24 protein-coding genes and 1 riboswitch are annotated in these 26534 nt (G+C 31.8%); of the genes, 23 read left to right on the forward strand and 1 reads right to left on the reverse strand.

Going from position 1 to position 26534, the window contains the following annotated elements; all coding sequences use genetic code 11:
- Positions 1-105: 105 nt before the first annotated feature.
- The 15 genes from ACI48Q_RS10075 (at position 106) to ACI48Q_RS10145 (ending at position 16540) form a co-directional block, all read left to right on the forward strand.
- Positions 106-666, forward strand: a complete 561-nt coding sequence (locus ACI48Q_RS10075) for a class I SAM-dependent methyltransferase (RefSeq protein ID WP_474918951.1) — start codon at positions 106-108, stop codon at positions 664-666.
- 144 nt (positions 667-810) lie between these two features.
- Positions 811-996: riboswitch (cobalamin riboswitch) on the forward strand.
- Positions 997-1178: 182 nt separating this feature from the next.
- Positions 1179-2030 (forward strand): YitT family protein, encoded by an 852-nt coding sequence (locus tag ACI48Q_RS10080; RefSeq protein WP_474918952.1) that lies wholly within the window; start codon positions 1179-1181, stop codon positions 2028-2030.
- Positions 2031-2046: 16 nt separating this feature from the next.
- Positions 2047-3102, forward strand: coding sequence for a sigma-54 interaction domain-containing protein (locus tag ACI48Q_RS10085; protein WP_474918953.1), 1056 nt, complete (start codon positions 2047-2049; stop codon positions 3100-3102).
- Positions 3103-3343: 241 nt separating this feature from the next.
- Positions 3344-4798 carry a 4-hydroxyphenylacetate 3-hydroxylase family protein gene (locus tag ACI48Q_RS10090; protein ID WP_474918954.1) on the forward strand — a complete coding sequence of 485 codons (1455 nt, stop codon included), beginning with the start codon at positions 3344-3346 and terminating at the stop codon, positions 4796-4798.
- A 22-nt stretch (positions 4799-4820) separates the two neighbouring features.
- The gene (locus ACI48Q_RS10095) at positions 4821-6152 is read left to right on the forward strand and encodes an acetyl-CoA hydrolase/transferase family protein (RefSeq protein WP_474918955.1); all 1332 of its coding nucleotides are present in this window, start codon (positions 4821-4823) and stop codon (positions 6150-6152) included.
- 17 nt (positions 6153-6169) lie between these two features.
- Positions 6170-6358 carry a 4Fe-4S dicluster domain-containing protein gene (locus tag ACI48Q_RS10100; protein ID WP_474918956.1) on the forward strand — a complete coding sequence of 63 codons (189 nt, stop codon included), beginning with the start codon at positions 6170-6172 and terminating at the stop codon, positions 6356-6358.
- Positions 6351-7499, forward strand: a complete 1149-nt coding sequence (locus tag ACI48Q_RS10105) for a 2-oxoacid:acceptor oxidoreductase subunit alpha (RefSeq protein WP_474918957.1) — start codon at positions 6351-6353, stop codon at positions 7497-7499. Before ACI48Q_RS10100 ends, ACI48Q_RS10105 begins: the two co-directional genes overlap by 8 nt.
- Positions 7480-8259 carry a thiamine pyrophosphate-dependent enzyme gene (locus ACI48Q_RS10110; RefSeq protein ID WP_474918958.1) on the forward strand — a complete coding sequence of 260 codons (780 nt, stop codon included), beginning with the start codon at positions 7480-7482 and terminating at the stop codon, positions 8257-8259. Before ACI48Q_RS10105 ends, ACI48Q_RS10110 begins: the two co-directional genes overlap by 20 nt.
- A 54-nt stretch (positions 8260-8313) precedes the next feature.
- Positions 8314-8841, forward strand: a complete 528-nt coding sequence (locus ACI48Q_RS10115) for a 2-oxoacid:acceptor oxidoreductase family protein (protein WP_474918959.1) — start codon at positions 8314-8316, stop codon at positions 8839-8841.
- A gap of 98 nt (positions 8842-8939) precedes the next feature.
- Positions 8940-10307 (forward strand): aldehyde dehydrogenase family protein, encoded by a 1368-nt coding sequence (locus ACI48Q_RS10120; protein WP_474919515.1) that lies wholly within the window; start codon positions 8940-8942, stop codon positions 10305-10307.
- A gap of 22 nt (positions 10308-10329) precedes the next feature.
- Positions 10330-11448 (forward strand): 4-hydroxybutyrate dehydrogenase, encoded by a 1119-nt coding sequence (locus ACI48Q_RS10125; RefSeq protein ID WP_474918960.1) that lies wholly within the window; start codon positions 10330-10332, stop codon positions 11446-11448.
- A gap of 513 nt (positions 11449-11961) precedes the next feature.
- Positions 11962-12870, forward strand: coding sequence for an ABC transporter ATP-binding protein (locus ACI48Q_RS10130; protein ID WP_474918961.1), 909 nt, complete (start codon positions 11962-11964; stop codon positions 12868-12870).
- A gap of 1 nt (position 12871) precedes the next feature.
- Complete coding sequence (locus ACI48Q_RS10135) at positions 12872-13591, forward strand: ABC transporter permease (protein WP_474918962.1); 720 nt, start codon at positions 12872-12874, stop codon at positions 13589-13591.
- Positions 13592-13729: 138 nt separating this feature from the next.
- Entirely contained in the window at positions 13730-15325 is a 1596-nt protein-coding gene (locus ACI48Q_RS10140) for a multicopper oxidase family protein (protein WP_474918963.1), read from the forward strand.
- A gap of 303 nt (positions 15326-15628) precedes the next feature.
- Positions 15629-16540 (forward strand): patatin-like phospholipase family protein, encoded by a 912-nt coding sequence (locus ACI48Q_RS10145; RefSeq protein ID WP_474918964.1) that lies wholly within the window; start codon positions 15629-15631, stop codon positions 16538-16540.
- Between the two features lie 45 nt (positions 16541-16585).
- On the opposite strand, the gene ACI48Q_RS10150 is transcribed toward ACI48Q_RS10145, so the two are convergent.
- Positions 16586-17692 (reverse strand): iron-containing alcohol dehydrogenase family protein, encoded by a 1107-nt coding sequence (locus ACI48Q_RS10150; protein WP_474918965.1) that lies wholly within the window; start codon positions 17690-17692, stop codon positions 16586-16588.
- A gap of 229 nt (positions 17693-17921) precedes the next feature.
- Here ACI48Q_RS10150 and ACI48Q_RS10155 point away from each other — a divergent pair, with 229 nt between their 5' ends.
- The 8 genes from ACI48Q_RS10155 (at position 17922) to ACI48Q_RS10190 (ending at position 26441) form a co-directional block, all read left to right on the forward strand.
- The gene (locus ACI48Q_RS10155) at positions 17922-18068 is read left to right on the forward strand and encodes a hypothetical protein (RefSeq protein ID WP_474918966.1); all 147 of its coding nucleotides are present in this window, start codon (positions 17922-17924) and stop codon (positions 18066-18068) included.
- 248 nt (positions 18069-18316) lie between these two features.
- Complete coding sequence (locus ACI48Q_RS10160; RefSeq protein WP_474918967.1) at positions 18317-19042, forward strand: pseudouridine synthase; 726 nt, start codon at positions 18317-18319, stop codon at positions 19040-19042.
- The gene (gene mnmM, locus ACI48Q_RS10165; RefSeq protein WP_474918968.1) at positions 19035-19577 is read left to right on the forward strand and encodes a tRNA 5-(aminomethyl)-2-thiouridylate-methyltransferase MnmM; all 543 of its coding nucleotides are present in this window, start codon (positions 19035-19037) and stop codon (positions 19575-19577) included. Before ACI48Q_RS10160 ends, mnmM begins: the two co-directional genes overlap by 8 nt.
- Positions 19578-19891: 314 nt before the next feature.
- The gene (locus tag ACI48Q_RS10170; RefSeq protein WP_474918969.1) at positions 19892-20779 is read left to right on the forward strand and encodes a MurR/RpiR family transcriptional regulator; all 888 of its coding nucleotides are present in this window, start codon (positions 19892-19894) and stop codon (positions 20777-20779) included.
- A 249-nt stretch (positions 20780-21028) separates the two neighbouring features.
- Entirely contained in the window at positions 21029-22381 is a 1353-nt protein-coding gene (gene gdhA, locus ACI48Q_RS10175) for an NADP-specific glutamate dehydrogenase (RefSeq protein ID WP_474918970.1), read from the forward strand.
- 191 nt (positions 22382-22572) lie between these two features.
- Entirely contained in the window at positions 22573-23802 is a 1230-nt protein-coding gene (locus ACI48Q_RS10180) for a BaiN/RdsA family NAD(P)/FAD-dependent oxidoreductase (protein ID WP_474918971.1), read from the forward strand.
- 47 nt (positions 23803-23849) lie between these two features.
- On the forward strand, positions 23850-24515 hold the full coding sequence (gene cmk / locus ACI48Q_RS10185; RefSeq protein WP_474918972.1) for a (d)CMP kinase: 666 nt from the start codon (positions 23850-23852) through the stop codon (positions 24513-24515).
- Positions 24516-24527: 12 nt separating this feature from the next.
- Complete coding sequence (locus tag ACI48Q_RS10190) at positions 24528-26441, forward strand: bifunctional 4-hydroxy-3-methylbut-2-enyl diphosphate reductase/30S ribosomal protein S1 (RefSeq protein WP_474918973.1); 1914 nt, start codon at positions 24528-24530, stop codon at positions 26439-26441.
- The last annotated feature ends 93 nt before the right edge of the window (positions 26442-26534 follow it).

The following is a 26534-nucleotide window of genomic DNA, read 5'->3' on the forward strand; positions in this document are numbered from 1 at the left end:
AACAATAAGTTTAGAAAAAATTAAGAATTTTTAACATGAAATTTTAATAATTGTATTTTATACTAAAATAATGAAGTAAATTAAAATAATGGGAGAGGTTTTAGTATGGGTACAATAAAATTTCTAATAGAATATATTAAATCACCAAGAACTATAGGCGCCATAGCTCCGAGTTCTAAAAAGCTTGCAGAGAAGATGGTTAGCTCCATAGATTTTGACAGTGCAGAATGTATAATAGAATACGGTCCTGGAACTGGAATATTTACAGACAAGCTAGTAAAGGAGAAAAAAGAACATACAATGTTGATATTACTGGAATATAATGAAAATTTCTGTGAAAAATTAAAGAAAAAGTACATTGATTTTAATAATATTATAGTAGTAAACGATTCTGCAGAAAATATAGATAAATATTTAAAACAATATAAATTTGAAAAAGCAGATTATATAGTTTCAGGATTACCCTTTACTAGTTTGCCTAAAGATGTTTCTAACAACATATTAAACAAAACTAGGGACGTATTAAAGCAAGAAGGCTTATTTATAACTTTTCAATATACTCTATTTAAAAAGGAGTATATTAATACTTATTTTAGAGACATAAGTTTAGAGAAAGTTATTGTTAATGTACCTCCAGCTTATGTATTAAAATGTAAAAATACTTAATTAGATTTAAACCTCCTCTTGAATTAAACTAATGGAAGAGATATACTCAGATTGGTGAGATATTTTAAAAGTATGTGTTTCAACTTCGATAATTATTAGAAAATTTTGAATTCTAAAAATTTCTATTAAGTTGTAATTGGAAAATTTAATATATCAGATAGAGGTACAAAGCTTTAAATGCTTTGTTTAAAAGGGAAATAAGTGAAAATCTTATACGGTCCCGCCGCTGTAATGGGGAGAAGCTTCTTAACAGATGCCACTGATTTATATTGGGAAGGCTGAAGCAACTATGAACCAGAGTCAGAAGACCTGCCTTTATTGATACACTAATTACTCTACGGTTGATGGGGGGTGTCATAAAAAGATAGCTATATAAAAGCGTTATTTATTGTACTTTTATATAGGTTTTATCTGTACGGTTTTATGCCTCTTAACTCTTGAGTTAAGAGGTTTTCTTCTTTTTGGGCAATATATTTCATAATCAAATACAGAATATCAATGGAGGGATTTTTATGAGTAAAAAAATTAAGGAATTTATGTTAATCAATCTAGGAATTATCATGGTAGCATGTGGAATGTACTTTTTTTTAATGACTAATAATTTAGCTATAGGGGGAGCTAATGGATTAGCTCTAGTTATTAATTACTTTATTCCTAATATTTCAGTGGGGACTATAATGATAATTATAAATATAGTGCTTTTTATAGTAGCATTCATTTTTATCGGAAGTAATTTTGGTATTAAAACCATATACTCTAGCTTTGGAGTATCTTTTATGGTGTTAATTTTAGAGAAAACAGTAAATTTGACACATTCAATTACAGGGGATCTATTTTTGGAACTTGTCTTTGGAATCTTAATATCTGGTGCGGGCATGGGAATTGTATTTAATCAAGATGCTTCTACTGGAGGCACAGATATCATAGCCAAGATTTTAAATAAATTTTTTCATATTGATTTAGGAAAGGGTGTATTGTTATCAGATTTGAGCATCACTGTAGCTGCAGCCTTTGCTTTTGGACCAAAGCTATCCATGTATGCAATGCTAGGAGTAATCATAAATGGATTTGTCATAGATTCAGTTATAGAGGGAATTAACATTTCTAAGGAAGTTACTATAATCAGTGATGAATATGATAAAATTAACAATTTTATCATCAAGGATTTAAATAAGGGATCCACCTTCTACAATGGAAAAGGCGGCTTTACAAATAAGGAAAAGAATATAATTGTGGTACTTATAGGAAGAAGAGAGTTTGCAAAATTAAAGCGTTATATCAATGAAACAGATAAAGAGGCCTTTGTAACAGTAAATAATGTATATGAGGTATTTGGTTACGGGTTTAAAAGTATTACTCACTAATTAGAGGAGGTGTATTATGGAGAAGGATAAATGTTATGTTGGACATTCTATAGAAGATAAAAGGATAAATCAGATGAAAGAAAAGCTATATGACATTAGCGGTATGGTCATAAAAGATGAATCTATGGTTCAGGTTTTAAGGAGTGCTACAAAAATTTCAAAAACAGATATCACAGCATTGATTTTGGGGGAGACTGGAGTAGGCAAGGAGGGAATTGCAAAGTACATTCATTATAATAGCTCAAGAAAGGACAAGTCCTTTATAACAATAAACTGTGGAGCAATACCAGAGAGTCTTATCGAATCTGAGCTTTTTGGCTATGAGCCAGGAGCTTTTACAGGAGCTAACAAAGGAGGAAAAATAGGACTATTTCAATTAGCAGATGGAGGTACCATATTTTTAGATGAGGCAGGAGAGCTTCCTTTAACCACCCAAGTTAAGCTTTTAAGAGTGCTTCAAGAAAAGCAAATCGAAAAGGTTGGTGGCACAGAGTCACTTTCTATAGATATAAGAATAATTGCAGCTACCAATAAAGATTTAAAGGAATTAATAAATATGAAGCTATTTAGAGAAGATTTATATTATAGGCTTAGTGTATTTCCTATAGAAATACCTCCTTTAAGAAAGCGAAAAGAGGATATTTCACTACTTATAGAACATTTTACAGAGAGCATAAATAAGAAATATAATTCTAAATGTAGCTTTAGTGAAGATACCTTAGAATATCTTTATAACTATGAATGGCCAGGAAATGTTAGAGAGCTTAGAAATGTTATAGAAAGACAAATTATAATTAACGAAAATACCATGGTACAAGAAAGTAGTTTACCACAGGAGATTAGCAATACAAGAGTGGAACAGGATTACATACTTAGCATAAGTAACTATTCCATAAAGGGATATAGTTTAAGGGAAATTATGGACAGGGTGGAAATGGAGATTATAACAGATGCTTTAACAAGATATGGAAATATAAAGATTGCAGCAAAAGCCTTAAAAATAGATCCATCAACCCTAATTAGGAAGAGACAAAAATATATGAGGATTAGATCAGAAAATGATTTTAAATAAATAAATTTTTCACATGCAATGCTGCATAGTTGCATTATTGCATATCACCGTGGAGAGTGTTGATAAATATAGGGTTTATATCATATAGCATACAATTATTGCAATTTTTCAGTGATAATTTTAGGCTATATGATTTTTTTTATTGAAAGAATTGAGGGGAATAGGGAGTTTGTACAGATATTAAAAATTGGCATGGAAGTTGCTATTAATATTATTAGATAAATGAAAGGGAGGAATTTTTATGGGATTAATGACTAGAGAAGAATATATAGAAAGTTTGAGGAAGCTAAAAACTAAGGTTTATCTATTTGGGAAATTAGTAGAAAATCCAGTGGATCATCCAATGATTAGACCATCCCTAAATTCAGTGGCTATGACCTATGAATTAGCACAACATGATGAATATTCAGAGGTTATGACAGCCACATCAAATCTCACAGGGAAAAAAATAAATAGGTTTTGCCACATTCATCAAAGTGCTGAAGACTTAATAAATAAAGTAAAAATGCAGAGATTATGTGGTCAAAAAACTGCTTCTTGCTTTCAGCGTTGTGTAGGTATGGATGCTTTTAATGCAGTTTATAGCACTACTTTTGAAATTGATCAGGCATGTGGAACTAATTATCATAAAAAATTTAAAGAATATATGTTATATGTTCAAGAAAATGATTTAGTGGTGGATGGAGCCATGACAGATCCAAAAGGAGATAGAGGGTTATCTCCAAGCAACCAGTCAGATCCTGATTTATATCTTAGAGTAGTGGAGAGAAGAGAAGATGGAATAGTAGTAAGGGGAGCAAAGGCTCATCAAACTGGAATGATAAATTCTCATGAAATACTTGTTATGCCAACCATAGCTATGGGGCCAGAGGATGTGGATTGGGCAGTGGCATTTTCTGTACCAGTAGATACAGAAGGGATATTTAGTATATATGGACGTCAATCCTGCGATACAAGAAAAATTGAAGAAGATGCTGACATAGATATTGGAAATTCAAATTTTGGAGGCCATGAAACTTTAACTATTTTTGAGGATGTTTTTGTACCTAATGAAAGAATCTTCTTAAATGGAGAAACTGAATTTGCAGGAATGTTAGTAGAAAGGTTTGCAGGTTATCATAGACAAAGCTATGGCGGATGTAAAGTTGGTGTAGGAGATGTGCTTATTGGAGCTGCAGCCACAGCAGCAGATTACAATGGTGCAAACAAAGCATCTCACATAAAGGATAAGCTTATAGAGATGATTCATTTGAATGAAACCCTATATAGCTGTGGGATAGCATGCTCTTCTGAAGGGCACAAAACAAAATCTGGAAACTATCAAATAGATTTATTACTTGCCAATGTATGTAAGCAAAATATAACTAGATTTCCTTATGAAATAGCTAGATTAGCAGAAGATATTGCAGGAGGATTAATGGTAACTATGCCTTCAGAAAAAGATCTTAGAGATCCCAAAATAGGTCCTTATGTAGAAAAGTATTTAAAAGGTGTTGCAAGTGTATCGACTGAAGACAGAATGAGGATTTTAAGGCTTATAGAAAACATAACCTTAGGAACTGCAGCAGTAGGTTATAGAACAGAATCTATGCATGGAGCTGGTTCCCCTCAGGCACAGAGAATTATGATTTCAAGACAAGGAAAACTTGAGGATAAAAAGAATTTAGCTAAAAATATTGCGAAGATAAAAGAATAATTGAGAGCACAAGGAGAAAACAATGGATTGGAGAGAATTATATAAACAAAAAATTATATCTGCAAGCGAAGCAACAGAAAAAATTAAAAGTGGATATAGAGTTGTAATAGGCCATGCAGCTGGAGAACCTAAAGCAGTTATAGATGAAATGGTAAGGGATAGTGATAAGTTTTCAAATATAGAAATTGTTCACATGATAGGAATGGGTTCAGGTGGATATGTACAAGAGGAAAAGGAATTTAACTTTAAACATAATTCTCTTTTTGCTGGTCCATCCACAAGAGTTGCTATATCGGATGGAAGAGCTGATTTTACCCCTTGTTTCTTTTCAGAAATTCCTAGACTTTTTAGAGAAGAGTATTTAAAGGTAAATGTAGCAATAATTCAAGTTTCTACCCCCGATGAACATGGCTTCTTTAGCTTTGGTGTATCTAATGACTACACAAAACCAGCAGCAGAGTGTGCAGATATTGTCATAGCTGAAGTAAATCCTAATATGCCGAGAACTTTAGGAAATTCTTTTATTCATGTAAAAGATATTGATCATATAGTAGAAGTTAATTATCCCATAATGGAGATAAAACCTAGTGAAATTGGAGACGTCGAAAAAGCTATTGGTAAAAATTGTGCAGAGCTTATAGATGATGGTTCTACCCTTCAATTAGGAATTGGCTCAATTCCAGACGCGGTACTACTATTTTTAAAAGATAAAAAAGAATTAGGCATACATTCTGAGATGATTTCAGATGGAGTTTTAGAGTTAATTGAAGCAGGTGTAATCAATAACAAGAAAAAAACTCTTCATAAGGATAAGATGGTTGTGTCCTTTTTCATGGGAACAAAGAAATTCTATAACTTTATAGATAATAATCCAATGATAGAGATGCATCCTGTAGATTATGTAAATGACCCTTATATTATCGGCAAAAATGACAACATGGTATCTGTTAATTCCTGTATACAAATAGATTTAATGGGCCAAGTAGCTGCTGAATCCATGGGGTTAAAGCAATTTAGTGGAGTAGGGGGACAAGTAGACTTTATAAGAGGTGCCAATATATCTAAGGGTGGAAAATCTATAATAGCAATGCCATCCACCGCAGCCAAGGGTACTATATCTAGAATTGTTCCATTTTTAGAGAAGGGTGCCGCAGTAACCACCTCTAGGAATGATATACATTATGTCGTTACCGAATATGGAATAGCTGGACTTAAAGGTAAATCTTTAAAGGAAAGAGCAAGAGCTTTAATTAACATAGCTCATCCTAAATTTAGAGCTGAACTTATAGAAGAATGGGAGAAGAGATTTAATAAGCAATTTAACTATTTTATTTATCATAAAATTCATAAATAATTAAAGGAGCTAGAACAATGATATATATAAATAAAGCGTGGTGTAAGGGCTGTGAACTATGCATAGATAATTGCCCAAAGAAGGTACTTGGAAAAAAGAATATGAAGGCTATAGTTGTTCAAGAAGAAAAGTGTATAAAGTGCGGTATATGTGAAAATATATGTCCTGATTTTGCTATAAATATAAGGAGAGACAGTGATGAGTAAATTGGTATTAATACAAGGAAATGAAGCTTGTGTTGAAGGTGCTATAAGGGCTGGAATGAAATTTTATGGTGGATATCCTATAAGTCCAGCCAGTGAAATTGCAGAAATAAGTTCTGTAAAATTACCAGAAGTTGGCGGAAAATTTATACAGATGGAGGATGAGATTGCAGGAATGGCTGCTGTAGTTGGGGCAGCTATGACTGGAGTTAAAGCAATGACTGCAACTAGCGGTCCTGGATTTTCCTTAAAACAAGAGGTCATTGGATATGCTTCCATGGCTGAAATCCCTTGTGTAATAGTGGATGTAATGAGAGGAGGCCCAAGTACAGGACTTCCAACCTCTGTATCTCAGGGAGATGTAATGCAAAGTAAATGGGGAACCCATGGGGATCATCCAGTTATAGTAATTGCACCAGATAGTGTGGCTTCTACATATGAATTAACTATTGAAGCCTTTAATTATTCAGAAAAATATAGAGTACCTGTAATTTTACTACTTGATGAAGTCATAGCACATATGAGGGAAAGTGTTTATTTAAAGGACCACATAGAAATTATCGATAGAAAGAAGCCTAGTTTAGATGAGGTAAAAGAAGGCTTTGCACCCTATAAAAATACAGAAGATTTAATACCTCCAATGGCTATCATAGGTGAAGGATATAAATTTCATGTAACTGGCTTAAATCATGATCAGTGGGGATATCCTTCTAACTCCAATGAAGTTGCAGAGAAGTTAACCTCAAGATTATTAAATAAAATAGAGAAAAATAATGATACTATAGCTAAATATGATGAAGTGAAAACTGCTAAATGCAAGTCATTAATCGTTGCCTTTGGTTCTACAGCTAGGGTATGTAGAGAACTAGTTATAAAGGATAAGCAAAACACTACTGGACTATTTGTACCTTATACCATATGGCCCTTCCCAGATAGTGCATTACTATCAATCATAGAAAAGAATAACATTAAGAAGATATTTGTACCAGAATTGAATGCTGGTCAATTAATCTTTGAAATTCAAAGAATCGCTGGAGATAGATGCAAGGTTGTAGGTATTAATAAATATTGTGGTGAAATCTTTAAAACTGAGGAATTAGAAAGCGCAATTATGGAGGGAAAATATGAAAGAAGCATTAGTTAAAAAATACATGAGAGAAGAGCATCTTCCTCATATTTGGTGTGCAGGTTGTGGTAATGGAATAATATTAAGTGCACTAGTTGAAGCCATAGATTCTCTAAATATAGATAAGAATAAGATTTGTGTAGTTTCAGGTATAGGCTGTTCTTCAAGAGCTGCTCAGTACATGAATTTCGATACAGTACACACCTTACATGGAAGAGCAATTCCTTATGCAGAGGGCATAAAGCTTGCAAATCCTGAGTTAGAGGTAATAGTCTTAACTGGAGATGGAGATTGTACCGCTATAGGGGGAAATCATCTTATCCACGGTTGTAGAAGAAATATAGATTTAAAGGTTATTGTTTTTAATAATAACATATATGGAATGACAGGAGGTCAATGCTCTCCAACCACACCACTAAATGCTAGAACTACTACTACGGAAAGTGGAAATATATGTAGGGATTTTAATATATGCAAATTGTGTGAAGCAGCAGGAGCAACCTATATAGCAAGAAGTACTGTAGCACATTATAAACATCTAGTAAATGTTATAAAACAGGCTTTTGATAAGAAGGGGTTCTCTATAATAGAAGCTTTAACACCTTGTCCCGTTCAATTTGGAAGAAGAAATTCACTACGAAAACCTTCTGACATGATAGACAATTTAAGAAAAAAGGTCAGTGAGAAGCAGGAGGAAACATATGAAATAGGCATATTTAAGAATACTGTAGAACCTGAATATGTAGAAGAATATATAATGCAGTTTCAAAAGAAATAACTAATGTCTATTTTATGTCAAATATCTGTAAAGTAGTTTTAGGAGGATAAGAAAATGAATAAAAAAGAAATAATCTTCACTGGATTAGGTGGACAAGGAATTGTAAAATCAGGAGTAATTTTAGCAGAAGCAGCAGTATTAGAAGGAAAGCATGTAGTTCAAACTCAAAATTATGGACCAGAATCTAGAGGCGGTTGTTGTAGAGCTGACGTGATTATCTCTGATGAAGATATATGTTACCCAAGAGTAGAAAAAGCGGATATAATATTGGCTTTAAGTCAAAGTGGTTTAGATAAATTTAAAAATTTCTGTGATGAGGATACCATGATTATAACTGATAGTAGTATAGACGTTTCTGAAGGACAAAATGTGAGAAAATTTGATATCTTTGATTGTACAGAAAAAGTTCTTGATAATGCTCAAGCCATAAATATATTGTGCCTTGGAATACTAGCTGCACTAACTAAGGATATAGATTATGAAAATTTAGAGAAGGCTATATGTGATAATGTGCCAAAAGCTAGTATTAAAAAAAATCTATTGGCTTTCAATGCAGGAATAAACATGGTGATAGCAAGTTAATTTTAAGTAGAAAAGGAGAGAAGTGATAAATGGGAAATAGTTTATATGTTAAAGAAATATTAGATAAGGTTAAAATAGATGAAAAGGAGAAACTTAAGATGGAGAACAAAATATATATAGAGAATTTAGTAAATAAAGCAAGAGTTGCACAAAAGGAGTATGAAAACTTTACTCAAGAACAAGTAGATAAGATAGTTAGAGAAATTGGAAAAATAATATATGACAGAGCTGAAGAATTAGCAAAAATGGCTATAAAAGAGACAGGAATGGGAGTATACGACCACAAAGTCACAAAGAATAAAGGAAAGTCCAAGGTTATTTGGAACAATTTAAAGGATAAAAAATCTATAGGAATTATAGGGGAAGAAAGAGATAAAGCACTTATTAAAGTAGCCAAACCTATGGGTGTAGTAGGAGCCGTTACCCCTTGTACAAATCCTATAGTTACTCCTATGTGTAATGCTATGTTTGCTTTAAAGGGGGGAAATGCCATAATTATAGCACCTCATCCTAGAGCAAAGAAATGTGCTAAATATGTGGTAGAGCTTTTTAATGAAGCTATAAAAAAGTTAGGTGCTCCAAAGAATTTGATACAAACTATAGAAGAACCCTCTATAGACTTAACTTCAGAGCTTATGACACAGACAGATGTAGTAATCGCTACAGGTGGTATGGGAATGGTTAAATCAGCTTATAGTAGTGGGAAACCAGCTTATGGAGTTGGCGCGGGAAATGTACAGTGTATTATAGATAGAGATGTAGATATAAAGGCGGTAGTTCCTAAAATAATAACAGGAAGAACCTTTGACAACGGCATAATATGCTCTGGCGAACAGAGTATAATAGCTCCTAAGGAAAATTATAAAGAAATAATGCATGAGTTTGTGAAAAATAGAGCTTATTATACTGAGGACAGTGATATTATAGAAAAATTTGAAAAGGTATTATTCATACAAGGAAGTATAAATGGAAAAATTGTTGGGCAAAGCGTTGAATTTATTGCAGCCTTAGCTGGAGTAGAAGTGCCAAAGGATACTAAGGTAATAATTTTAAAGGGTAGAGGAAAAGGTATAGATGATACATTATGCAAGGAGAAAATGTTCCCTGTAATGGTTAGCTTTGAATATGATAGCTTTAAAGAAGCAGTGGAAATAGCTCAGACTAACTTAAATGTAGAAGGAAAGGGGCATTCTTGTGCTATACACTCAAATGATAAAGAGCATATAGAATATGCAGGAGGAAAATTAACTGTAAGTAGACTTGTGGTCAATCAACCTTCTTCAACCACTGCAGGAGGAAGCCTATATAATGGCTTTGCACCAACTACAACCTTAGGTTGTGGCTCTTGGGGAAATAACAGTATATCAGAAAACTTAGATTATAAACATTTAATAAATGTATCAAGGATAGGTTTTTATAATGAAGATGCAAAGGTACCTACCGATGAAGAAATATGGGCACAATAATATATAATAAGAGGGTGATTTTATGATGTTATTAGAGATTAAACCAGAGATTATAAAATTTAATAGTTGTAGAAATTTTGTTGAGAATTTTTCTATTGGAGAATATGATTTAATATTTACAAATAAATTCTTACACAAAACTTTCCTTGAAGAGTTAAACCTAAGATGCTCTTATATTTTTCAAGAAGATTATAATTTAAAAGAGCCTTCCGATGATATAATAGATAAAATAATGAAAGAAATTGCTCCTAAAGGTTTTAAGAGAGTCATAGCTATAGGTGGAGGTTCAATAATAGATATATCAAAATTATTGGCACTTAAAGAGGTGGAAAAGGTAAGTGAATTATTTGAAAAGAAGGTAGCTGCAGTTAAAAACAAAGAGCTTATAATTATACCTACCACTTGTGGTACAGGTAGTGAGGTTACTAATATATCCATTGCTGAAATAAAAGCTAAAAAAACTAAAATGGGATTAGCAGTGCCAGAACTCTATGCGGATTATGCAGTTTTAATACCAGAGCTAGTTAAAGGATTGCCTTATGAATTCTTTGTCTATAGCTCCATAGATGCACTTATCCATGCCATGGAATCCTTAGTTTCACCCAAGGCCACACCCTATACAGAGATGTATAGCAGAGAGGCAATAAGAATGATAATAAAGGGTTATAAAGAAATAATAGAAAAGGGAAAAGAGTATAGAACAGAGATTATAGAAGAGTTCTTAATAGCTAGTAACTATGCAGGAATCTCCTTTGGTAATGCAGGAGTTGGAGCTGTTCATGCACTTTCCTATCCTCTTGGAGGAAGATATCATGTTCCTCATGGAGAAGCAAATTATCAATTTTTTATCCAAATATTTAAATACTATAATAAGAAAAATCCAGAGGGGAAAATAAAGGATGTAAATGCCCTACTTGCAGATTTATTGAAGATTAAGCAGGGAGAAGATGTGTATCATTCACTAGAACAGCTTTTAAATAATTTAATTAGCAGAAAAAAATTAAGAGCTTACGGTATGGAAGAAAAAGAGATAGGTGAATTTGCTGAGAATGTAATTATGACTCAACAAAGGCTTCTAGCAAATAACTATGTAGCTCTTAGTAAGGAAGAGATTTATGAGCTGTATAAAGGATTATATTAATAGTAGTGATTCCATCAGAATTAAACCATTATAACCTATTGCCTTAAAATTTGAAAAAGCCAGTAGATGAATTTATATCATCGCTGGCTTTTTATTTTAAGGCTTTGTTTTAATAAAGTGTTGATAATGAACTACATCTTATTACTCGCAAACCGTTTCGAAAGCTTGATTTACTAAGGCTCTATTCAAGTAAAAGGCTAAAACACAACAACTCGATTCTCTCGAACAAGTTGTATTTCTTAACGCTTTTTACTTTCATATAGCCTAAGTAAATCTAAGCTTCCTGCAAATGGTTTGCTTCGTAATAATATGTAGTTCTAAAATCAACACTTTATTAAAATGAGGACTATTAAAAAAAAGTAAATTTTTTCAAATATATATTGCATTCTATGTGTCGTAATATATTATAATAAACTTAAGATGATAAATTATGGAAAAATTTCATATATATTAATCATTACAAAATCTAATTAAAATCTAGAATATATAAATAGAGCAAGGAGGAAGTAAATTGTGAGCATAATTTTAAAAGTTAAGAATCTTAAGAAATCCTATGGAAAAGTTGCCGCTGTAGACAATATTAATTTTGAAGTAAGAGAAGGGGAGATTTTTGGATTACTTGGTCCTAATGGTGCTGGTAAAACCACCACTCTTGAGTGTATTGAAGGTATAAAGTCTTATGATAGTGGTATCATTGAGATATTTGGACAAGATGTAAAAGAAAATGTGGATATTAATAAGTTAATTGGAGTTCAACTTCAATCCTCTTCCTTACAAGGTAATATTACTGCCCTAGAAGCCATGACTTTATTCTGTAAGTGGAAGAACATTCCAATTAGGAAGGATCTTCTTGATACCTTTGGATTAGGAGAGAGCTATAAAAAGCAATATGAAAATATGTCCACAGGTCAAAAACGAAGACTACATTTAGCCCTTGCCATAGCCCATGAACCTAAACTCTTAATTCTAGATGAACCTACAGCAGGATTAGATGTAGAGGGAAGAGTTAGCTTACACAAGGAAATTCGGAGGTTAAAGCAAGGAGGAGTAACTATTATATTAACAAGTCATGATATGGCTGAAGTAGAAACTCTGTGCGATAGAATTGCAATAATTTTAAGCGGAAAAATTACCACCATAGGAACTCCTAGTGAAATCAAGTCTACAAATAGTGATATAAAAATAAGTGTAAAAACTTTAAACAATTCCCTTCTTAACAAAATATTCCTTAAGCATAGCAAGAAAATACATCTTTTAGAAGAATATATAACCTTACTTGCCAGTGACATTGAAGAGGCATTATCAGAAATACTTTATATTGTTAAGGAAAATGGAGATAAGATTGTAGATTTAAAAGTAGAAAGATCTTCACTAGAGGAAAGATTTATTGAGATTATCAATGAGGAAAAGGAGGAGGAATAATATGAAGGCATTAATATACAGTACATTTTTACAGTGGAAGCTAGATTTTAGAAATAAGGGAATATTACTTACCTATTATATAATACCTCTAATTTTTTATGTGGTAATGGGCTCAGTATTCTCAAGCATAAATCCACTTTCAAAAGCCACTATAATGCAATCTATGACCATATTTGCAATTTCCATGGCAGCACTTTTAGGATCACCAGGTCCTGTGGTAGAGTTATTTGCATCAGATGCTAAGAAGACCTATAAGGTTGGTAACATTCCACTTTGGGTAATGCTCTTTACAAACTTTGTATCTGCTCTAATCCATATTTTAATTGTGTCTATTATTATTTATATCTCTGCTCCAATTATATTTAAGGTAGAGTATCCAGTTCATTATATAAGTTATTTTTTACTTTTAATTTTGTTTATTAGTGTAAGCATAATCATAGGACTAATTATTGGTATACTAGCCAAGAAAACTTCCACCATGACTATGGTTTCACAGATGTTCTTTTTACCAACCATGCTCCTTAGTGGCATTATGTTTCCATCGGATATGCTACCAGACTTCTTTGGAAAGTTAAGTAATGTTTTACCAGCCACCCATGCCATGAAGATTTTAACTAGCCTAAATGAAATAACCTTAACCGCCTTAATGCCCTTACTAGCTATAGGTGTTGTAGCAATATTAGTCTTGATATTTCTATATAAAAGGGTGTTAGTAGATTAAATTTAGACTCTGTTTTAAATTCTTGTTTATATGTTAAAACAGAGTTTAAATTCATGTATTATGTATCTAAGAAATGTATCACCTCAATTCTATTCCCATATTATGTACTAGATGACCATAAATAAGGATGTGATATATTTGAAAGATCATGGTTATGAATGTAAAGATGATGAATTTAATAATTCTTTTAATAATAAAGTAGACCCCTCTGACCCTAATACTATTCCTAAATTTGTAGACGAGGTTCCAAAGCCTCATGTACTGAAACCTACAGCAACTCTCGGTGGAATAGAATATTATGAAATAAGTATGAAACAATCTATCCATTACTTTCACAAGTATTTTCCTTGCAGCATTATATGGGGATACAATGGCTGTTATCCAGGCCCTACGCTTAAAGTATTTAAGGATCAAACCATCTTAGTGAAATGGATAAACAAATTACCCTATAAGCATTTTCTTCCTGTGGATATTACCTTGCATGGTGCCATGGATTCTCCTGAAGTAAGAACTGTGGTTCATCTTCATGGTGCTAATGTGGCTTCAGATAGTGATGGTCACCCAGATGCTTGGTTTACAAACAACTATTTGCTTAAGGGAAAGACCTTTAAAAGAGAAATATATAAATATACTAACCATCAGCCTGGTACAACTTTATGGTACCACGATCATAGTTTAGGAACTACTAGATTAAATGTATATGCAGGTTTAGTGGGTTTTTATATAATAGAAGATGTTCTTGAAAATCGACTTGAACTGCCTAGTAAGGATTATGATATACCACTTATGATTCAAGATAAGAGTTTTAATAAGGATGGTTCTCTTTTCTACCCTGATGCTCCACCATTTCCTGTATCTGTAAAACCTTCTGTAGTCCCTGCTTTTTTAGGCAATACTATTGTAGTAAATGGAAAGATATGGCCTCATTTAAAAGTAGAACCAAGAAAATATCGACTTAGACTTTTAAATGGTTCAAATACTAGAGCTTATACATTAAGCTTATCTAACGGAGAAGGATTCTACCAAATAGGTACTGATGGTGGATTACTTGATAAACCTGTAGAACTGAAATCCATAACTTTAGAACCAGCAGAAAGGACAGATATTATTATAGATTTTTCAAAACTAAAAGATGCATATATAAATTTAGTAAATAATGATATTGATCCAAACACAAGCTTAATAATGCAATTCAGAGTTATACTTCCCTTAAAATCTACCGATAATAGCAAGATTCCAGAAACTCTACGACCTATGACTATGCTAGATGAATCCATGGCGAAAAAAACAAGGAATTTGACTTTAAGTGCTAGTGGTGACCAATATGGCAGGCCTATGCTTATGTTAAATAATCATATGTGGGATGACCCAACTACAGAGAAGCCTGCTTTAGATAGCATAGAAATATGGAATATAATTAATCTAACTAATTTTCCCCATCCTATTCATGTGCATTTAGTACAATTTAAAATTTTAGATAGAATTCCATTTAACATTCAACTTTTTCAAGAAAAAGGAATTCTTCAATATATAGGTCCTGCGGTGGAACCTAAGGAATTTGAAAAAGGCTGGAAGGATACAGTTAGAGCAGAAGCTGGAATGGTTACAAGAATTATTATGCATTTTAAGGATCATGCAGGAGACTATGTATGGCACTGCCATATATTAGAGCACGAGGATCATGATATGATGAGACCTCTTAAAGTGGTAGAGGATAATACTTCACCTCATTAAAGGTACTTCTATAGCAAAGCTTTAAGAATATGAAATAAAATATATTAAGGAGCAATCTAAATTATAGAATGCTCCTTAAATTATTTATAGCTGGATATATGAAAACGATATCATTTGCATTCAGAAGAGTTTATGAATATTATTGAAAATCTCCACTAACAGAATCCATTCCTTGTATCATATCAGATATCCTTTACATATTTGACTCTACATTTGTCTTCAGATGATTAATAGAAAATAAAAATATGGAAATAATGAATAGTAAATACTTATAAATTACTTTGTATATAAGGATGTGTAATTATGAAGCTAGGTTTAGTTCTATCAGGTGGTGGTGGAAAAGGAGCTTACGAATTAGGAGTTTGGAAAGCACTAAAAGAATTGAAAATAGATAAATATATAGATGTGTTTGCTGGAACTTCCATAGGTGCCTTTAATGCTATACTATTTGCACAAGACGATATGAAAGCTGCAGAAGATTTATGGGAAGAAGTTACTATGGAGCAGCTTGTACCAATAAGTAAAAGAATGTTGATAACAAAAGGTGTAGAGTTGGCTTTAGGGTGGCGATATATAAATTTCACTAAAAAATATATGTGTAAGAGATTGGAGTGTGGAATTGCATCTAAGAATGGTGCAATAGACATAATAAATAGATATTTAAAAGTGGATGTAGTTAAGAGGAGAGGTAAGATATGTTATGCAGCATGCACAGAATTACCTGATTTTAATCCTAAATATTTTAGGATTAATGATTATGATGACAGGATAGGTAAAGATATAGTGGTGGCCTCAGCATCTCTTCCTAGAATTTATGATTGCACCGAGGTATTAGGCAATAAATACATAGATGGTGGAATATCAGATAATACTCCTATACGGCCAGTATATGAAGAAGGATGCGATATTATAATCGTGGTATTACTTTCTAAAGAAAGTAATATAGATAAATCACAATATCCTAATTGTAAAATAATAGAAATAATTCCTAGAGGATTACATGAAAACACCATTACAGGTACCTTAAACTTAGATCAAATTTGTAAAGAGAATAGAATAAAAGAAGGATTTAAGGATACTATGGAGCTATTAGAGCCAATTATTAGCATTGGAGAGTTAAAAAAGGAAATGGAAATATTAGAAAATAATAGTTTTGTAAAATTACATGCATGGGTAAAAAAACTAATGTTTAATGATATGAAGATTGTTGAGTAAAAGAGGCTTTATACAGCTATAGAGCCTCTTATTTCATATAACTAGCTAGTTTAAACTGTTAGTATATATCCTTATAATATCATCTAATTTAACTTTCCAAGGATGATTTTTTAACTTTGCTTCATTATTAGCCATGGCTTTAGAATACTCTAAAATTTCATCCTGAGAAATTTTAACTATATCTTTATTAATAAGCTTATCTATAAAGCCTTTAAACTCCTCTAGAGATTTCATATCTAAAATAGATAAAATTACATCTATTTTAGCTCTATCATTTAGTTCATAAAATTTCATATATTCACCTAGTAATACTCCATTAGCCATGCCATGAGGTACATTTTTATAATAGGTCAATGGATATCCCATACCATGAGGAAGAGAGGTTCCTGACTGTGCAATTACCATTCCGGCAATAGTGGAGGAAACCATTAGTTTTTCACGTATTTGGAAAGAAAAATCCTGCTGTAAAAGGGCACTCATACAATGACTAAATAGTTTCAGCCCACTTTCAGCTAAACAATTACTAAATATATTCGAATTAGTAGACAGATATCCTTCAATTAAATGAGATAGTGCATCAATGGCAGTATTTATGGTTACATGATGTGGCGTATGCATTAAATAAGTAGCATCCACAAAGGAAACTAATGGAAATACCTTTTGAGGTATGGCTCTCTTATTTTTTACACTATGATCAGTAACAATAGAGTATGGAGTAGTTTCTGTTCCAGTACCTGCTGTTGTTGGCACTGCAATTAAAGGGATTGCTGTTAATTCTCCTTGAGTTAACAAGTTATCTATAGAACAATCAGGATTTTTAATTAATACAGCACCAGCTTTAGCGGCATCAATTGGAGAGCCTCCTCCTATACCAATTACAAAATCTACCTTATTAGATTTACCAAGAAGGGCTAACTTTTTAACGGTTTCGGTAGATGGATTCTCTTCAACTTCATCGAATATTACATATGAAATATTATTTATTTTTAATGTATTCAAAACATCATCTAGTGAACCATTATTTTTTGAAGAGGTTTTTCCAGTTACAATCAAAGCAGTACTACCTAATTCTTTCATAATAGCTCCATGATTTTTCAGAGCATTTTTTTCACAAATTATTTTTGTAGGCATAAAAAATATTGAATTACCCATAATAATCCCCCTTGCATTAAATTGCTATATTCTATCATCTACTATAGCATTTTCCTTTAATTTCTACAAATATAGAGTTAAATAGATTATTTAATAATATGCAGTTATTTATCAACATTATATAAGTCATCTTCACAAAAATAAAAGAGTTAAATATTTATAAACACTCTATGTTATGTGAATAAGTTGGAGGATTTTAGAAAAAATAATAATATAGGAGGTGGTATCTATGGCTAAAAATAAAGATAAAAAACCAAAGGGATATGGGAAAGAAAAGGCAGAAATCACATCTATGATAGACAATAGTGCTGACAGTAGAAATTCAAAAACTGGATATATGAATACTCAAAACTCTAAACAAAATCAACTTAAATAAATGGCTTCGTTTTAATATAGCGTTGATAATATGTAGTTCTAAAATCAACAATGATTTAAAACAACGCCAAATAAAAAACAGCTCTGAATTTGAGCTGTTTTTTTATTAAGTATTGTTATTATAGATTTTAAAATATTTATGTTAAACCTTTTAACTGCTATTTAAAGTTGATTTTTTATAAGTTTATATTTATAATTCAATTTATGAAATAGAAAAAATGGTAAGTAAATAACTATAGGAGTGGTATTTTGGAAGAAAGATTACAAAAGTATATGGCTAGATGTGGAGTAGCATCAAGAAGGAAATGTGAAGAGATTATACTTAGCGGAGTTGTGAGGGTAGATGATACTACAATTACAGAACTGGGTGCAAAGGTTTTGCCAAATGTAAACAAAGTATATGTAAATGGAAATTTGATTTCTCCTGTAGAAAATAAAATATATATAGCATTAAACAAACCCAAAGGATACATCTCCTCTGTAAAGGATGAAAAAGGAAGAGAAACTATAATTGACTTGATTGGAATAGAAGAGAGAATATACCCTATAGGACGATTGGATTATGATACTTCAGGGCTTATCTTATTGACCAATGATGGAGATGCCTATAATGGTATAATTCATCCTAGAGTAGCTATTGATAAAACTTATATAGCAACAGTAAAGGGATTTCCATCTATATCATCACTTAATAAGTTTACCAGCGGTATTGATATTGGTGATTATGTAACAGCTCCGGGAAAGTGTAAAATATTAAAGCAAGGTAAAAATAATTGTGATTTAGAAATAATAATTCATGAAGGTAAAAATAGACAAGTGAGAAGAATGTGTGATGCTGTGGGGCATCCTGTTATTGCTTTAAAAAGAATTTCTGTAGGTAAAATAAACCTAGGAAATTTAAAAGAAGGCCAGTGGAGAAATTTAACCAATAATGAGATTCAGTACTTAAGGAGCGGAGGAACTAAAGATGTTTAAATATGTTGGAGATATTAGTGTAGTTTCTCATGGCATAATAGAAAAATATGTGGACAATAAAATAATAGCGGTAGATGGGACTTTAGGTAATGGTTTTGATTGTGACTTTTTAAGTGATCACTTTAAAAAAGTGTATGCCTTTGACATTCAATCAATAGCCATTGAAAACTATAGAGCAAAGAATAAAAGTAATGTGGAGTTAATTCAAGATTCTCATGAGAATTTAAAAGAGTATGTTAGGGAAAATATTGATGTAGCAATATATAATCTCGGTTTTCTTCCAGGTGGAGATAAATCGATTACTACTAACTACAGCTCAACTATAAAAAGTATTGAAGCTGCTCTCCATTTATTAAATAGTGGAGGTTTTGTAATAATTGCTGTATATATTGGCCATGAAGCAGGAGCTATAGAGGGAGAAGAGCTTTTAAAATTCACTTCATCACTTCCTAAAAGTAAATATGGAGTGATGTCACATAAGTTTATCAACAGGAGCGAAAAATCTCCTTATTTGCTAGTCATAGAAAAAAAATAAATGCATATCTATAGAGAGGGTGGTTGTTAATAACTATCCTCTTTAGTTGTTTTAACATAAGTATTTTAAAATGAATGTGATTTTATTAGCAATTTCATTACTGAGATTGTTAATAAATTTTGAATTATGTGTAATTTTACATAGGTTGGAGAAATACCAAGGCGGAACAAAGGATTCTATGAAATATCTTAAAACTCTATAAAATGAAATCTGTATTGAATACTGCTTCATTATATGTTAAAATGAAGTGAAAATTTCATAATAATATAAAGTGAAATATTTACTTCTACATATATTTACAAAGGAGTGTTAAAATGGAAAATAACAATCTTGATCTTATGAGGATGATTCAAATGAAATTTCCGAGATTGAGCAAGGGACAAAAGCTTATTGCTGAATATATTTTAAAGCATTATGATAAGGCTGCTTTTATGACTGCTGCAAAACTAGGAAACAGCGTAGGGGTTAGTGAATCTACTGTAGTAAGATTTGCAAACCAATTAGGATATGATGGATATCCAGAATTGCAAAAGGCACTACAAGAATTGATAAAAAATAAATTAACTACAGCTCAAAGGATTGAATTATCTAATGATTTCATGAGCCATAATAATGTACTTAAAGGAGTATTGAAATCAGATATTGACAATATAAGAACAACCCTAGAAAAAATTAATTATGATGCTTTTGAAAATGCGGTGAATAGTATATTAAAAGCTAAAAAGATATATATAGTAGGACTTAGAAGTTCAGCAGCTCTTGCTGATTTCTTAGGATTTTATTTAAATTTAATTTTAGATAATGTTAAGATTGTATCCTATGGTATGAGTGACATATTTGAACAAATGCTAACTCTTTCAGAGGAGGATTGTTTAATTGGAATAGGATTTCCCAGATATGCCATGAGAACTGTGGAAGTGCTTACTTTTGCTAAATCTCGAAATGCAGATGTAATAGCAATAACTGATAGTGTATTATCTCCACTTGCTACTAGAGCAGATCACACGCTTATTGCAGAAAGCAATATGGCTTCATTTGTGGATTCATTAGTTGCGCCTTTAAGTGTGATTAACTCACTAATCATTTCAGTAGGATTAAAAGAGAAAAATAAAATTTCTAAAACCTTTAATGATTTAGAAACTGTTTGGCAACAATATCAGGTTTATTCTTATAAAAATTCTAAAGATGATGGAAAATTCTAAAGATAGTGGAAAATTTTAAAAATTGTGTTGATTTAAACACATAAATGTCTTATTATGAATATGGAGATGTTAATGTAATCGTTTTTCTAAAACGAAAAATTTCTTTCGCGATTGTCACAAAATAGAAGGATAAACCTCATTTGTGTAGAATATATATAACTAACATGATATTATTATAGCTTCATTTTTAAAAGGTGGAGTTATAGTACATAAATTAAAGTCAACTTCAATTTTTAGGGGGTATTACTTATGGATACTAAAGTTTATATTGAACAAGTATTGGAAAATGTAAAGAAAAGAAATGCTGGCGAACCAGAATTCATCCAAGCGGTTGAAGAGGTTTTATATTCATTAGGACCAGTATTAGAAAAACATCCTGAATATGTAGAGGCTAATTTATTAGAAAGATTCTGTGAACCAGAAAGACAAATCATGTTTAAAGTGCCATGGGTTGATGACAATGGTAAAGTTCAAGTTAACAGAGGTTTCAGAGTACAATTTAATGGATGTATAGGACCATTCAAAGGCGGATTAAGATTCCACCCTTCAGTATACATCGGAATAGTTAAATTCTTAGGATTTGAACAAATTCTTAAAAACTCATTAACTGGTCTTCCAATAGGTGGAGGAAAAGGTGGAGCAGATTTCGACGCAAGAGGAAAATCAGATGCTGAAATCATGAGATTCTGCGAAAGCTACATGACTGAGCTGTACAGACACATCGGACCAGATGTAGACGTTCCAGCTGGAGACATTGGAGTAGGCGCAAGAGAAATAGGATATTTATATGGACATTATAGAAGAATAAGAGGAGCTTTTGAAAACGGAGTATTAACTGGAAAAGGCTTATCTTATGGTGGAAGTTTAGTAAGACCAGAAGCTACAGGATTTGGAGTTACTTACTATTGCGAAGAAATGTTAAAACATGAAGGCACAAATTTAAATGGAAAAACAGTTGCAGTTTCAGGCTTCGGTAACGTTGCTTGGGGAATCTGCAGAAAAGTTTCAGACTTAGGTGGTAAGGTTGTTACATTATCAGGACCAGATGGATACATCTACGATCCAGCTGGAGTTACTGGTGAAAAAATAAATTACCTTGTTGAAATGCTAAAAGCAAACAAAGGTGCAAGAGTACAAGATTATTCAGATAAATATGGTTGCGAATTCCATGCTGGAGAAAAACCATGGAACGTTAAAGTGGACATAGTAATCCCAGCTGCAGTTCAAAATGACATTAGAATTGAAGATGCTAAACAAATAGTTGCAAATGGAGTTAAATATGTATGTGAAGCTGCAAATATGCCATGTACTAATGAAGCAGTTCAATACTTCCAAGCTAATGGTCTTATAGTAGGACCTGCTAAAGCTGCAAATGCTGGTGGAGTTGCTACTTCAGCTCTTGAAATGGCACAAAACAGTATGAGAATAGCTTGGAGCGCAGAAGAAGTAGATGCTAAACTTCATGGAATAATGGTTAATATCTACAACAATTGTAAAAAAGCTTCTGAAGATTATGGATTTGGTTACAACTTAGTAGCTGGTGCTAATATAGCTGGTTTCGTAAAAGTTGCTGAAGCTATGCACGCTCAAGGAAACTATTAATCCTTATAATTTACTATAAATACAAGGAGGGAATTATAAAATTCTCTCCTTTTTTACTTGGATATATTTCACATTTTGACCCTTTTTGCTATTTCAAATATCTTTATTTTACAAAATCAATTGAATAAAATGTAGTTTTGTATTAAATTATACTATAGAAGAATTTTAAATATTATTCAGGTGGTGATTTTTTGGCAACAGTTATAGTAGTTGGTGGTGGACCAGCGGGAATGATGTCAGCCATAGCTAGTAGTGATAAAGGTAATAAGGTTATTTTAATAGATAGTAATGAAAAATTAGGGAAAAAATTATTTATTACAGGAAAAGGAAGATGTAATGTTACAAATGGGAAAAATATAGGCGAATTTTTTGACTATATACCTACAAATCCACATTTTTTATATAGCGCATTATATACTTTTACCAATGAAGATACTATGAACTTTTTTAATGAAAGAGGAGTTCCTTTAAAGGTTGAGAGAGGGGATAGAGTTTTCCCTATGTCCGATAAGTCTTCAGATATAATAAAGGCACTGGAAAGTGAATTAAAAAGAAAAAATATAGAAATTCTTTTAGGAGATGGAGTTAAAGACTTTAAGAATGAAGATAATAAGATTACTGGAGTTATATTAAATAGTGGAAAAATGATTAAAGGTGATTATGTAATTCTTTGTACAGGGGGAGCATCTTATCCTCAAACTGGGTCTACAGGACATGGACTTACCCTTGCAAAGAAGTTAGGACATACAATAATAGACATAAAACCTTCCCTAGTACCACTAGAGATTAGCGAAGGTTGGGTTAAAGAGCTTCAAGGTCTATCACTTAAGAACGTAGAATTGACTTTAAGAGATAAAAAGAATAAGGTTCTCTTTAAAGACCTTGGTGAAATGTTATTTACCCACTTTGGTATATCAGGTCCATTAGTTCTTAGTGCTAGTAGTTTAATTAAAAGCAAGGATAACTATACTATACATATAAATCTAAAACCTGCATTAAATGAAAAAGAGTTAGATAAACGTGTTCAGAATGATTTTATATTATATGCCAATAAAGACTTTAAGAATTCTCTAAATGATTTATATCCTAAAAAACTTATTGATATAATAATTAAGTTAAGTGGTATTGATGAGAATCAAAAGGTTAATTCCATAACCAAAGAACAGAGAAAAACTCTAGTAAAGCTTACACAAAATTTAGCTATGACTGTAAAATCTCTAAGACCTGTGGCTGAAGCAATAGTTACTTCAGGTGGTATAGATACTAAAGAGATTGACCCATCTACTATGAAATCAAAAATAGTTCATAACTTGAGCTTTGCTGGAGAGGTCATAGATGTTGATGCCTATACTGGGGGGTATAATGTTCAAATAGCATTATCCACAGGATTTATAGCAGGAAGCAAAATTAATGACAATTAGTTAAGAGAATATACTATTGTTATGGATCTTAGAAAGGACGGATAAACATGCAAATATCTATAGCTATTGATGGACCAGCGGGGGCTGGCAAGAGTACTATAGCAAAGCTTGTAGGGAAAAAGTTTAATTTAATGTACATAAATACAGGTTCCATGTATAGAGCAGTAACATTGTTTGCTATGAATAAAAATATAAATTCTGAGGAGATAGATAGATTATGTTCTCTATTATCAACTTTAGAAATGCATTTTCAAGGTGAAAACCTTATAGTTAATGGTGAAGATGTTACTAGTAAATTAACTCATCCAGATATCAGCAACAACGTATCTAATTATGCTTCTATTCCTCAAGTGAGAAAAAAATTAGTGCATATGCAACAGGAGATTGCAAAAAAATATAATGTGATTATGGATGGTAGAGATATTGGAACTGTGGTACTGAAAGATGCAAACTTAAAGATATTTTTAACTGCAAAGGCTGAGGAACGTGCTAAGCGAAGATATGAAGAACTTGTAGAGAAAAATTTAAAGGTGGATTATGAAAATATTTTATCTGAAATTAAAAGAAGAGATTATATAGATAGCAGTAGGCCACTGGATCCTCTTGTAAAGGCAGAAGACGCTATTGAAATAGATTCTTCGAATCTTACTATAGAAGATGTTGTGGAAGAGATATCAAGGCATGTGCAGAATGTTATTGACAATGTAAATTAAGAGGTGATCACGATGAAAGAAGTTATATTAGCAGATAAAGCTGGGTTTTGCTTTGGTGTTAAAAGGGCTGTAGATAAGACTATGGAGCTTAAAAAAAAATATAATAAGCCCATATACACCTTAGGACCACTAATTCATAACAATGATGTGGTAGAAGAATTAGAAAAAAACGAAATATTTTCTATAGGCGTAGATGATATTGAAAAACTAAATCCTGGAGATGTAATAGTTATTAGGTCCCACGGGGTTTCTAGTTTCTTAATTGATAAATTAAAAAAACTTAACCTTATTATAGAGAATGCTACCTGTCCTTATGTGAGTAATATTCAACAAAAGGTTGAGGAGCACTACAATAAAGGATATAATATAATTATTGTTGGAGATGAGAATCATCCAGAGGTCATTGGAATAAATGGGTGGTGTGATAATACTGCGCTTATTTCAAAGGATGGTAATAATATAAAGGATATTTCTAGAAAAGTTTGTGTAGTTTCTCAGACCACAGAAAAACAGGAAAATTGGCAGAAGGTATTGAATAAAATTATTACCCTTAGTAAAGAAATTGTTGCTTTTAATACAATTTGTAGTGCCACAGAGGTTAGGCAAAAAGCAGCTGAAGAGATTTCAAAAGAAGTTGATGTTATGGTAGTATTGGGTGGATTTAATAGTTCTAATACTACTAAACTTTATGAAATTTGCAAGAGTAACTGTTCTAATACACATCATGTAGAAAAGTTTGATAATACCCTTTTGAATTTAATAAAAGGTGATGATACAATAAAAATAGGTGTTACTGCTGGTGCTTCAACTCCAGATAGTGTAATTAAGGAGGCAATTAATAAAATGAAAATTGACAAAAATCTTAATAACGAAGAAATGGAATTATATAATCAATATTCCAAAGATGCTAATAATATATCTGTAGGTAAAATCTTAGAAGGGGAAGTTTTTAAAATTAATGATAATGAAGCTTATTTGACAATAGGATCTAAAACTGAAGCTATACTACCAGCTAGTGAGTTTTTAATGGATAAAAATAGTTCTCTTAAAGATATGATAAAAATTGGAGATATGATAAAAGCTAAAGTTATCAATAGAAAAAATGATGATGGTTTAGTTGTACTATCTAACACAGAATTAGATAGAGAAAAAAATCAAGAATTATTAAAACAGGCTTTTGAAAATAAAGAAATAGTTGAAGTTGTAGTTAAAGAAGTTGTTAAGGGAGGACTAGTTTCTACATTTAAGAGAGAAAGAGTATTTATCCCAGCATCTCAGGTAGAATTAACAAAAATAGAAGATCTATCAAAATATGTGGGAGAAACCTTTAAAGTTCAAATTATAGAATTTTCAAAACAAAGAAATGGTTTTAAAATCATAGGTTCTAGAAGAGAGTTATTATCTAAAGATATGGAACTTACTAGAGCAAAAACCTGGGAAAAATTAGAGAAAGATCAAGTTGTAAAGGGTATTGTAAGAAGAATCTCTTCTTTTGGTGCTTTTGTAGAAATCGATGGAGTTGATGGATTACTTCATAGTTCTGAGATGTCATGGAATAAAGTAAACAACCCATCTAAACTATATAAAATAGGGGATAAAATAGAAGTTTTAATTATAGATTTAGATAAAGAAAATAATAAGCTAGCACTTAGCGTTAAACAGCTTTCTGATAATCCATGGAATAATATCCAAGAGAAATATCCAGTTGGTAACATAGTTCTTGGTAAAGTAGTGAGAATTGCTGAATTTGGTGCATTTATACAACTAGAAGAAGGCATTGATGGATTAGTTCATATTTCTCAAATTAGTGATGCAAGGGTTGAAAAAGTAGAAGAAGCACTTAAGATTGGCCAAGAAGTGAAGGCTGTTATTCTTGATGTAAATGAGGAATCAAAAAGAGTAGGTCTTAGTATTAAAGCTGTTTAATTATTTTTAATATACCTATAAAAAATAAATCATCCAATAAATTTGTTAGATGATTTATTTTTTTATAGGTATATTTACTATTTTTTACTATAA

The sequence above is a fragment of the Clostridium sp. LXY-7 genome (genome assembly GCF_056172015.1).

Coding starts and splice junctions, on each gene's coding strand:
- ACI48Q_RS10075 (WP_474918951.1), top strand. CDS start 106: ATGGGTACAATAAAATTTCTAATAGAATATATTAAATCACCAAGAACT.
- ACI48Q_RS10080 (WP_474918952.1), top strand. CDS start 1,179: ATGAGTAAAAAAATTAAGGAATTTATGTTAATCAATCTAGGAATTATC.
- ACI48Q_RS10085 (WP_474918953.1), top strand. CDS start 2,047: ATGGAGAAGGATAAATGTTATGTTGGACATTCTATAGAAGATAAAAGG.
- ACI48Q_RS10090 (WP_474918954.1), top strand. CDS start 3,344: ATGGGATTAATGACTAGAGAAGAATATATAGAAAGTTTGAGGAAGCTA.
- ACI48Q_RS10095 (WP_474918955.1), top strand. CDS start 4,821: ATGGATTGGAGAGAATTATATAAACAAAAAATTATATCTGCAAGCGAA.
- ACI48Q_RS10100 (WP_474918956.1), top strand. CDS start 6,170: ATGATATATATAAATAAAGCGTGGTGTAAGGGCTGTGAACTATGCATA.
- ACI48Q_RS10105 (WP_474918957.1), top strand. CDS start 6,351: ATGAGTAAATTGGTATTAATACAAGGAAATGAAGCTTGTGTTGAAGGT.
- ACI48Q_RS10110 (WP_474918958.1), top strand. CDS start 7,480: ATGAAAGAAGCATTAGTTAAAAAATACATGAGAGAAGAGCATCTTCCT.
- ACI48Q_RS10115 (WP_474918959.1), top strand. CDS start 8,314: ATGAATAAAAAAGAAATAATCTTCACTGGATTAGGTGGACAAGGAATT.
- ACI48Q_RS10120 (WP_474919515.1), top strand. CDS start 8,940: ATGGAGAACAAAATATATATAGAGAATTTAGTAAATAAAGCAAGAGTT.
- ACI48Q_RS10125 (WP_474918960.1), top strand. CDS start 10,330: ATGATGTTATTAGAGATTAAACCAGAGATTATAAAATTTAATAGTTGT.
- ACI48Q_RS10135 (WP_474918962.1), top strand. CDS start 12,872: ATGAAGGCATTAATATACAGTACATTTTTACAGTGGAAGCTAGATTTT.
- ACI48Q_RS10145 (WP_474918964.1), top strand. CDS start 15,629: ATGAAGCTAGGTTTAGTTCTATCAGGTGGTGGTGGAAAAGGAGCTTAC.
- ACI48Q_RS10150 (WP_474918965.1), bottom strand. CDS start 17,692: ATGGGTAATTCAATATTTTTTATGCCTACAAAAATAATTTGTGAAAAA.
- ACI48Q_RS10155 (WP_474918966.1), top strand. CDS start 17,922: ATGGCTAAAAATAAAGATAAAAAACCAAAGGGATATGGGAAAGAAAAG.
- mnmM (WP_474918968.1), top strand. CDS start 19,035: ATGTTTAAATATGTTGGAGATATTAGTGTAGTTTCTCATGGCATAATA.
- ACI48Q_RS10170 (WP_474918969.1), top strand. CDS start 19,892: ATGGAAAATAACAATCTTGATCTTATGAGGATGATTCAAATGAAATTT.
- gdhA (WP_474918970.1), top strand. CDS start 21,029: ATGGATACTAAAGTTTATATTGAACAAGTATTGGAAAATGTAAAGAAA.
- cmk (WP_474918972.1), top strand. CDS start 23,850: ATGCAAATATCTATAGCTATTGATGGACCAGCGGGGGCTGGCAAGAGT.
- ACI48Q_RS10190 (WP_474918973.1), top strand. CDS start 24,528: ATGAAAGAAGTTATATTAGCAGATAAAGCTGGGTTTTGCTTTGGTGTT.